Raw genomic sequence first — 8,797 nt, 5'->3', positions numbered from 1 at the left:
TTGCTGATACTGGTTTATCATTGTTCCTTGTTTGACGCCTATATTCCTCCATATTATCTCGTAGCCTTTTTCAGAAATCAAATATGATTCCTATATCTGGTTAAAACAGCACCGTATAGCCGTTGGAGGAGTCTTGCTTGCGATCGCGATCACAGGCTGTAATGCCTCTGTTAAATCGCAGCCACCTGCGAATACCCCATCGGTTGCAAATCTGATTGCGTCTAGTCCGACCCCAGCATCGGTCTCTCCTACACAAAGCGCTGCTAATACCAAGCCGCCTGAGCAGCAAGCATTCCAAGTCATTCGTGACTATTATAGTGCGATCGCCCGTCAAGACTACAAACAAGCTTATTCAGCTTGGGAGGGAAATGGCGCTGCTAGCAAGCAATCGTTTGAGCAGTTCAAGCAGGGTTTTGCCAACACTACATCCGTTGCTGTAGAAGTTGGAAAACCCGGTAGACCAGACCCAGGTGCAGGCTCAATCTACATTGAGATTCCAGTTACTGTGACTGCGATCGCCACCAATGGAACCCCGCAGCGAAATCGCTGCAGCTATCTGCTGCGACGAGTCAATGATGTTCCTGGCTCTACTCCAGAGCAGCGTAGATGGCATCTCTACTCGGCGAAAATTACTCCAGTTAAGTAGCCTGCGGCAAAACGCTGGTTTTCCAAGATTCAAGGCTAAAACCAGCGTTGCTTCAACGCCAAGAAAATCATAGAGGTTGATTAAAAATGATTACTTTATATACTGCCCTTTCTCTATGGGGGCTACCGAGTATTAGCCCAGCCTGTATGGAGCTTGAAACCTGGCTTCGCATGGCAAAGCTGCCTTACAACATAGTCATTATCACAGCAGACAATTTTGAGCTAGCTCCCAAGGGTAAGGTTCCTTTTATTGACTATCAGGGAAAACTGGTGGGTGATGCAGCCTTAATCATCGAGATGCTCAAGCAAAAAGAAGCAATTAATCTGGATGATGGTTTGACTCCCGTTGAGCGATCAATTTCTCTAGCGTTCCGCCGCACCATCAAAGAGAACACCTTTTGGGGAATACCCTACATTCGCTACAACATAGAAAAAAACTGGCAACACTTTCGAGCAGTGTTAGCGCAGGCGCTATTCCCTGAGACTCCAATAGAATCATCAGAACCGTTTACTGAAGAGTTTCGTAAAACGGTGCTCTCTCAAATGCATGGTCATGGAATAGGTCGTCATAGCAGTGAGGAAATCATTTAGATTATTTGTGCTGATTTTCAAGCTCTCTCAGACTTTCTGGCAGACAAACTGTTTTTTATGGGAAAGCAACCCACAACCTTAGATGCAACTGTCTATGGCTACATTGGTAATTTCATTAAGCCACCCTATAGCAGCCCAATTGTTGACTATGCTCTCCAACGAGCGAATCTCTGCGATCACTATGAGCGAATGACTCAGGAGTTTTTCAGCGAACGGTCTTTAAACCAATCAATTCCCGTTCATTCCTGACTAAATTAATCTATCAAAGACAAGTCTAATACCAGAATCTTGCTATTGCGACGGTAATTGGCGATCGCCTAGATTTACTTGAACAGGTGTACCTAGCGGGGTAAAAACTATGGTAAAAATCCTTTTCTACTCAAATGTAAGGAAATAGAAGCTCAAAACATTTAATTTGTCAGGAGAAATTTGGATGAAACTATCAACAACCTGGATAGCAAGTTGCGTCCTGCCGTTCGCGAAGCGGAACGAAGTTCAGGCAGCAGCGCTGAAGCTCGTTCGCCCTTGGCGTCTCCCCTTCTCCCAAAGGGAGAGGCTAACGCCAAGGGAGAAGACTCGCTAACGCTATCGCCCGATCCCAAGGACACACCGATGATTCACACACACTATAGGGAGAAAAAATCATGAGCCAATTTAATCTATCCACTGCTGCCCAAGAAGCGGCTACTGATACCATCCTGAACACTGCTGCTCAAGAAGCTGCTACCGATATCATCCTGGACATCGATCTCAAGGTTCAAGCCGAGAAGGGCCCAGACCTACGAAAAGACCATCCTAAAGGTCACGGCTTGGTTTGGGGAGAGTTCAAAGTTGAGGACAATATTCCTGGATCTTTGAAGGTGGGTGTCTTTGCCCAGCCCAAGACCTACCCGATTTGGGTCAGATCCTCCAATGGTTCCCCAGCAGAAAAGCGCGGTAAGCTGACATCGGATCTTGTGCCTGATGTTCGGGCAATCGCCATCAAACTTCTACAGGTAGAGGGTGAAAAAGTGCTGGATGATGAGAAGCAAACCCAAGACTTCCTGCTGATTAATCATCCGGTCTTCTTTGTGCGCGATGCCCAAGAGTTTGCCAACCTGACAAAAGCGAGCGTTGGTCAGGCAGATGCAGAAGTGCTGCGATCGCTAGAACCTACCTTTGAAGTCCTCAAAGCGATCAGGAACAAACAAGTGGTAAATCCGCTGCTAGTCCAATACTGGAGCACGACTCCCTATCGACTTGGCTCTGAGTCCATCAAGTTTTCCGTAAAACCTCACCAGCAAGATACTTCTGGTTCAATACCTAATTCAGAGAATTACTTGCGTGAGGCAGTTGTCAAATATCTCTCGGCAGAGGGCAAAGATGTAACCTATGACTTATTGGTGCAGCTTTATATCGACGATGAGAAAACTCCTATTGAAGATCCAATGCAAGAGTGGAAAGAGGAGGACTCACCATTTATTAAACTTGCGACCATCACAATTCCATCTCAAAAATTTGACTTTGAGGAACGGCAGAGGCTGGATGAGGGATTATCGTTCACACCCTGGCATACTCTACCTGAACACGAACCCTTGGGTAGTGTCAACTTAGCTCGCAAGAAGGTTTATCAGCAGACAGTAAAGGCTCGACGGAAATACGCACAACACCGCGTCGAAGAGCCGCAAGCCCACAGTTCAATCTTGGACGATCCTCAATAATCTTTCTCACCAACTACTTTTGCCAGCAACTCTTGACGGAAGTATTATCTGGCAATATCTAGAACTCTACCAATTGGTCTTCCAGCTAATTGCTTGGCGGTAACGCAAGCCCCATGACAACACTCATCAACTATGCAATTAAGCGTTCAGAATCAGTGGCATTGGCGCGAATATTTTGCAGAATTTCTGGGAGCCGCTTTCAATATTTTCATCGGCTTGAGTGCAATCGTTTTTAACTTTGGGCACGGTTTGCCAATAGAACAGCTTGTGCCTGATTCAAGCATTCGGCGGCTGATTACAGGACTAATTTTTGCTGGAAGTGGAGCGATTGTAGCCGTTTCTCCGATCGGGAAACTGAGTGGCTCTCACATCAATCCTTCTGTCTCACTCGCATTTTGGATACATGGCAAAATGCACCTCCGAGATTTTGTTGGCTTTGTGATTGGACAGTTTCTCGGAGCGATCGCTGCTGTGTTACTGCTTGTAACCCTGTGGGGAGATTATGCCAGAAGCGTTAATAACGGCATGACGCTACCTGGGCTGAATTATCCTCTGTGGATTGTATTTTTATCAGAAGTCACGATTACATTTCTCTTGGTGTTGACGATTTTTATCTTTGTCAGTCATCATCGGCTGATGCGCTGGACACCTTTGGTAGTTTGGCTCTTAATTGCCGGGATGGTGTGGCAAGAAGCTCCAATTTCGGGAACAAGTCTCAATCCGGCACGGAGTTTCGCTCCTGCACTGGTGACAGGAAATTGGCATCATCAGTGGATTTATTGGATTGCTCCGCCAATGGGTGCCGCAATCGCGGTGGGGACGTTTCGGCTGATCGCGCTAGGCGAACGGGATGTTCTGACTGGAAAGCTATATCACGTTTTTGATTACCCCAGTATTTTCAAAAATGTCAAACTGCCTTATTTCCAGCATCACTCTCACTCGAACAAATGAGCCTAGATGGGTATATCAGTTCATACTGCTTGGATAGCCATTGCCTTAGACTCTGCCTCTGGTGCAGAACACACCTTTGAGTTCACGCTTTTGGCAGAAAGATTATTGCAAGAATTTGCGATGTTTTTGAAAGTTTTTCTGGAAGGCATTGCAATTCTAACAGTTGCGATGGCTACGCCCGCCGCAGGCATCGCACTCATTCTCACACTCCAAAAAATCTTTCGTCTCTGGAGACGCGATCGGGTTCTCCAAGAAACGATCCGTTTAGAACTAGGAGTGGTGTTAGCCTTAGCGCTGGAATTTCTATTAGCTGCCGATATCGTCGGCACAGCTATTTCCCCCTCGTGGGATGCAGTGGCAAAACTTGCAGCGATTACCGGAATCCGTACCTTCCTCAACTTTTTTTTACAACGAGAAGTACGAGAATTACGAGAAACAGCCCACCCTCTTGATAGCAAAGTCAGTGAAAAACTGAAATGAATTAGTGGTCTATGTGCAGGAACACGATCAATTCTAGTTAATGCAAAAGTCTTTGTTGTTGATGGAAGGGCGATCATGTCCACAAAGTTGCTAGGGTACTGCGTGCGCCCGCCTGCACTGCTACTCCAGCTAATCCCAAAGCAGCTCGTTTATCGCCTGTGGCAGTTTTACAGGCACTAAGGACGAGTAATTCAATTGTTTATCGTCGGTTTTCACTCCTAGCTCGAAGTAAATTATCTAGCTCTCTAACCTTCAGTAAGCTATCCCAGGTAAGAATATAGGTTTGTTCAATATCTGAACTAAATTGCCTATGAGTAGCTAGATGCACTACTGAAAAGGGAGTAGATTGAATTTGCTTTTGCAGATTAGCTTTAGTGAACTCTTGATTTAAGAGTTCTTTACTTGATTTAACTTCAGATTGGACTAGTTTTAATTCCTGTGTGACATTTTAAAGTTCGGGAAAAGATTTGCCTGATCGCTGCTACTCTTTGACTCATTAATCGCATAAATGCCTGTAATGATTATGGAGCATAGCTTAGAGCTTTTCTTAGTGCCATTCGCTCCTTGATACTAGGGCGTTGGTCAGCCTGCATATAGTGTGCGTATTGAGTTGTTTGTGTCACGAGCTAACTCTCTAATGAATAAATTGCAGCATTTTAATAATAAATATAAACTATTTATTAGCGTACATATAATTAAAACAATATTTAATTAATAAATTTAATTTACTAGTGAATGCCCCAAATATAGACTGTTAAAAAATATTTTATAAATACAATATTTTACAAGTTAGTAGCGTTATTTTCTCAATATTTTCCTTACATAAATCCCTGAAAAGAGCTATTTTATAAGTTTCCCGACCCAGGTTAATTAAGTAGTTAAACAAAATTAATTACATAAGTTTTTCCAAATTGTCGGAGAATTATTTCAACAGATGCGATAAAAATTTTCCAATTAGAGTAAGCATCTATATCAATCCATTCCTACTTAATAAACCGCCATATAAATCTTAATCAAATTCAACTCCGGTGAATAAGAGGGCAGGTCAAAGATGGCAGGGCTATTTCATTCCGTATTCGCAGTTACTGGGGTGTAGAAAACAAAGTACATTACGTTCGGGATGTGACTCAAGGAGAGGATGCGTCTAGAATTCGCACCATTCCTTTACCCCAGATTTTCGCTATTGCTCGTAACTTTACTCTCAATTCGTATCGTAATCTAGGTTTTGAAAATATGGCTCAAGGTCAACGACTATGTTTGTTTGGACTAGACACACTTAAGCAACTTTTTAGAATGAAATAGCCCTGCTCTTATGCTGCGTATACGTATCTACAGCTTATGCCCTGAGAGCTTTTTTTACTCAACTGCCTACTTTTCAAACAACCTCTAAGCCAGCCACTGATTTTTCCCATTATTAATACTGCTTAGTTGTTAACCGAAAACTATTGCTAAGTAATACTCGTAGTAAATGCAAAATGCTAAGAATTTCTTAACCCTACGCCAAACCAAAAGTATACGAATTAATATCATTAATGGGCAAGCTAATGCATTTGTTTTGTACTGCAAAAAAATTGAGAGAACCTTTAATGAGCAATTTTTTGCCGGATAATGATGTGAACATTTTAGTAATTGGGGCTGGAGTAAGTGGTCTAACAACCGCTATATGTCTGAGAGAGGCAGGTTTTAGTGTTGTGATTGTTGCGGATCGTTTTGCTCCAGATTTAACCTCTATTGTGGCAGGTGCATTGTGGGAATGGCCACCGGCAGTCTGTGGTAGTCATGGTGCTCCCAGATCCTTGGAACGCTCTAAAGACTGGTGTATGACTACCTATAATAAATTCAAGAAAATACACACAGAGTTTGGTTCAGAAGAAACAGGACTTTATTTGAGGGATGCGTATTTCTATTTCAAGGATGTTTTGGAAAATCGACCTGATGACCTTCGCAAAATGAATGAGTTGAAGGATAAGGTTGATGGATTTGAAAGAGGCTTACAGATTGTCAAAGAAACGATTGATTTGAATTTTAAAGGAGGTATAAAAGATGCTTATAAACACATGGCTCCGATGACAAACACCGATGTCTACATGAAGTGGTTACTTCAATACGTAAAGGATATTGGATGTGAGATTATCCAGGAAAAAATCACTGTCAATGTGGTTCAAAATGAACAGGAACTACTTCATCGTTTTAATGCAAGGGCAATTGTTAACTGTGCTGGACTAGGTTCAATAGCAACTACAGGGGATACTTCCATGTATCCCTTGAGGGGCGCACTTGTCAGGGTTAAGAATCTGGGGAAAGTTGTGACAGACGCTCATTGTATTTCCCACGAACAATCTTCTTCAAATGAGCAAGACATCGTTTACATAGTTCCTAAAGGGGATGATTTGGTGGTCTTGGGAGGATTAACGCAGCAAGACGAATGGGGTACAGACCTATCTCTTGAAGTTCCAATTATCCGACAGATGTATGATGGCTGTTTGGAGTTTCTACAGGAATTAAGAGAACTCCCACTAGATGAGAAGGAGCCTGTTAGGACTGGTTTACGACCATTAACAGAGGAAAATGTTTGTGTGGAAAGGGTTTTAAACACACACATATTTTATAATTATGGACATGGAGGGTCAGGAGTAACTCTGTCATGGGGATGTTCACAGGAAATTGTTCAGTTGGTACAAGAAATGCTCCGCCAAGAGGCAAATCCAGTTGTCTTGGACAGTAGTAAGATAGATAGCAATAAGCAGACTGTTTTTGTGCTGCATGATATGCTTCCCTACGAAACTGATTTTAGGCATATCCAATCAGATAATAGAAATCTGGTTTTACTCTGTAGTAGACGAGGAGTCAGTAAGGTTGTACCCTCGCAGTATCAGTACTTGGATCTTGTGCGGGTTGTAGAACCTTATAATTTGCAAAATCTGCTCCAAACCTATCAACAGATTCAGACTGATTATAAACTTTTAGATAACAATCGAATTGTTACCAATGATGAGTATTCGGTGCTGTTAGCTGCACAGTTGCGTGAAGCTCTAAATATGGTAGGCGATCGCCCAACGATGATCCGCCAGTTTACCGATAAAAGTTACCTCAAATCTGCCCTCAAAAATTCCTTCATTCGGGTGCCAAAGTATCTGATTTTTTCTCAAGACCAATACCGTAAAGAGCCAGTTTCATACTTAAATTTTGTTCTAGAAGAACTAGGTAATCACATCTTTATCAAACCAGTTACCGGAGCAGGAAGTGAAAAAACTAGAAGAATTCATACTGTTGATGATTTGAAAGCTTGGTGTGACAGCAATGTAGATTCAGATGAAGAATTTGAATTCAATGAATTCATTAAAGGTCAACTATACAATACAAGTGTTGTCATCAAAAATGGTCAACCTTGTTATTTTGCTGCTTGCAAGCACTATCGACCGAATGATGAGTTTATTTATGGTCATCAAATCGGCAATATTGTTGTTAGAGAAGAAGATCCAGAATTTCATAAACTTTGGCAATTTTCAAGTGATACGTTACAAAGTTTAGAACACGGTTATCCCAAAAATGGTGTAATCAATATTGATTTCTTCCTACAAGAAGGTAGCGAAGAACCGATTCTGATTGAAGTAGCTGTACGCAGCCCTGGAGAGCTTGTATCGAGAATGTTTTACATATATCAGGGGGTACGTCTAAACGAGTTACATCTCCAATTACAGATTGGTGATTCCCCTGACATCATTCTCAAGGATAAGAATGAGTGGAAGTACAGTGCTTACTCGATTCATCCAAAGCAAGACGGTGTTGTTACAGCAATTGAGAAGCCAATTCTCGAAAGTGATGTGAAAGTTTATTGGCAGATTTATTTGGGAGAGAGCCTGAAAAGATCACAAAGTATGAAGGATGTTGCTATTGCCATTCTTTTGAGTCATCATGACTTTTCAACCCTTCAAAGGGATTATGAGGTAGCCAATTCTACCAATTTCTACAATACTAAAAAAGATTTTTTCTAGCAGGCTGAAGCTGTTTTTACAGCAGTGCTTGAGTTGGTAAGGCACAAGACATGAATAAAATGCCTAGCCGTCGATGAAAGTCTTTCAGGTGAAAGTGCCTAAATCTTTGGGTTGAGCCAAAATATATTTAATACAGCTGGGCATTTTATTTTCAGAACTTCTAGCACAAAAGGCACACGCTATACCAATCCGATTTGATTCGGTGAATCACTCATAGAGATAGGGAACGGGGAAGAAAGAATAAAGGTGTATTTAGTTTTTTTTAAAATTAAATACAACAAATACAAATAGCTGACTTTTCCCGTTATCTTTTGAGGGGATGCGATCGCTGCTGGAAGCGCTATCTCAAAGTCCTATTCTCTCATCGTTTATTGTCTTAACTCTCATGTATTGATGATACACGAGAGCTTAAAACCCTTACTATTTTAACCTTTT

Annotated in this window: 7 protein-coding genes and 1 pseudogene; 7 read left to right on the top strand and 1 reads right to left on the bottom strand. The window is 42.0% G+C overall.

Annotation, left to right across the window (positions count from 1 at the left end; genetic code table 11):
• Window positions 1-133 precede the first annotated feature (133 nt).
• The 6 genes from V7L12_RS32790 to V7L12_RS32765 all read left to right on the top strand — a co-directional run bounded on the left by V7L12_RS32790 (window position 134) and on the right by V7L12_RS32765 (window position 4,367).
• Window positions 134-646: a hypothetical protein gene (locus tag V7L12_RS32790; RefSeq protein ID WP_335090814.1), complete on the top strand. Its 513-nt coding sequence runs from the start codon at window positions 134-136 to the stop codon at window positions 644-646.
• An 86-nt stretch (window positions 647-732) separates the two neighbouring features.
• The gene (locus V7L12_RS32785) at window positions 733-1,236 is read left to right on the top strand and encodes a Tom37 metaxin N-terminal-like domain-containing protein (RefSeq protein ID WP_335090813.1); all 504 of its coding nucleotides are present in this window, start codon (window positions 733-735) and stop codon (window positions 1,234-1,236) included.
• Window positions 1,237-1,485 (top strand): glutathione S-transferase C-terminal domain-containing protein, encoded by a 249-nt coding sequence (locus tag V7L12_RS32780; RefSeq protein ID WP_335090816.1) that lies wholly within the window; start codon window positions 1,237-1,239, stop codon window positions 1,483-1,485.
• Between the two features lie 395 nt (window positions 1,486-1,880).
• On the top strand, window positions 1,881-2,936 hold the full coding sequence (locus tag V7L12_RS32775; RefSeq protein WP_335090811.1) for a catalase family protein: 1,056 nt from the start codon (window positions 1,881-1,883) through the stop codon (window positions 2,934-2,936).
• 132 nt (window positions 2,937-3,068) lie between these two features.
• On the top strand, window positions 3,069-3,887 hold the full coding sequence (locus V7L12_RS32770) for an MIP/aquaporin family protein (protein WP_335090809.1): 819 nt from the start codon (window positions 3,069-3,071) through the stop codon (window positions 3,885-3,887).
• A 6-nt stretch (window positions 3,888-3,893) separates the two neighbouring features.
• A complete protein-coding gene (locus V7L12_RS32765) occupies window positions 3,894-4,367 on the top strand; it encodes a DUF1622 domain-containing protein (RefSeq protein WP_335090807.1) in 474 nt (157 codons plus the stop codon).
• A 76-nt stretch (window positions 4,368-4,443) separates the two neighbouring features.
• On the opposite strand, the pseudogene V7L12_RS32760 reads toward V7L12_RS32765, so the two are convergent.
• Window positions 4,444-4,815 (bottom strand): annotated as a pseudogene (locus V7L12_RS32760) (CHAT domain-containing protein); the annotation flags it as partial.
• 1,138 nt (window positions 4,816-5,953) lie between these two features.
• On the opposite strand from V7L12_RS32760, the gene V7L12_RS32755 reads away from it, so the two are divergent.
• On the top strand, window positions 5,954-8,362 hold the full coding sequence (locus tag V7L12_RS32755) for an FAD-dependent oxidoreductase (protein ID WP_335090805.1): 2,409 nt from the start codon (window positions 5,954-5,956) through the stop codon (window positions 8,360-8,362).
• Window positions 8,363-8,797 lie beyond the last annotated feature (435 nt).

Source organism: Nostoc sp. (assembly GCF_036918245.1).
Classification (GTDB): Bacteria; Cyanobacteriota; Cyanobacteriia; order Cyanobacteriales; family Nostocaceae; genus Nostoc.
This window is presented reverse-complemented; position numbering and strand designations above follow the sequence as displayed.